This window comes from Vibrio marinisediminis (assembly GCF_014050145.1).
GTDB lineage: Bacteria > Pseudomonadota > Gammaproteobacteria > Enterobacterales > Vibrionaceae > Vibrio > Vibrio marinisediminis.
Genome location: NZ_JACFYF010000184.1, coordinates 1 through 291, shown reverse-complemented (window position 1 = coordinate 291; position 291 = coordinate 1). Strand labels below are relative to the sequence as shown.

General features: G+C 35.4%; 1 protein-coding gene. It reads left to right on the top strand.

Features of this window, described 5'->3' with window-relative positions; genetic code table 11:
- Positions 1-251: aminomethyl-transferring glycine dehydrogenase (locus H2O73_RS23850; protein WP_182110780.1), on the top strand; the 251-nt coding region annotated here is incomplete at its 5' end.
- Between the last annotated feature and the right edge of the window lie 40 nt (positions 252-291).

Below are 291 nucleotides of genomic sequence, written 5' to 3'. Positions count from 1 at the left end.
CTATTAGAAAAGAAATTGACAACGCTACTAAAGAAGACGAAGTTAACGTGCTTAAAAATGCACCACATACATTAGATATGCTAACAGCAAGTGACTGGGATTTCCCTTACTCACGTGAAACTGCAGCTTATCCGCTAGACTTTGTAAAAGACAATAAATTCTGGCCTACAGTAAGACGAGTGGATGATGCTTACGGAGACAGAAACTTAATTTGTACTTGTGCTCCTATTGAAGAATATATGGATGCATAAGACAATGTGAATTTTAATTATAAGAAAGCCTTCAATTTTT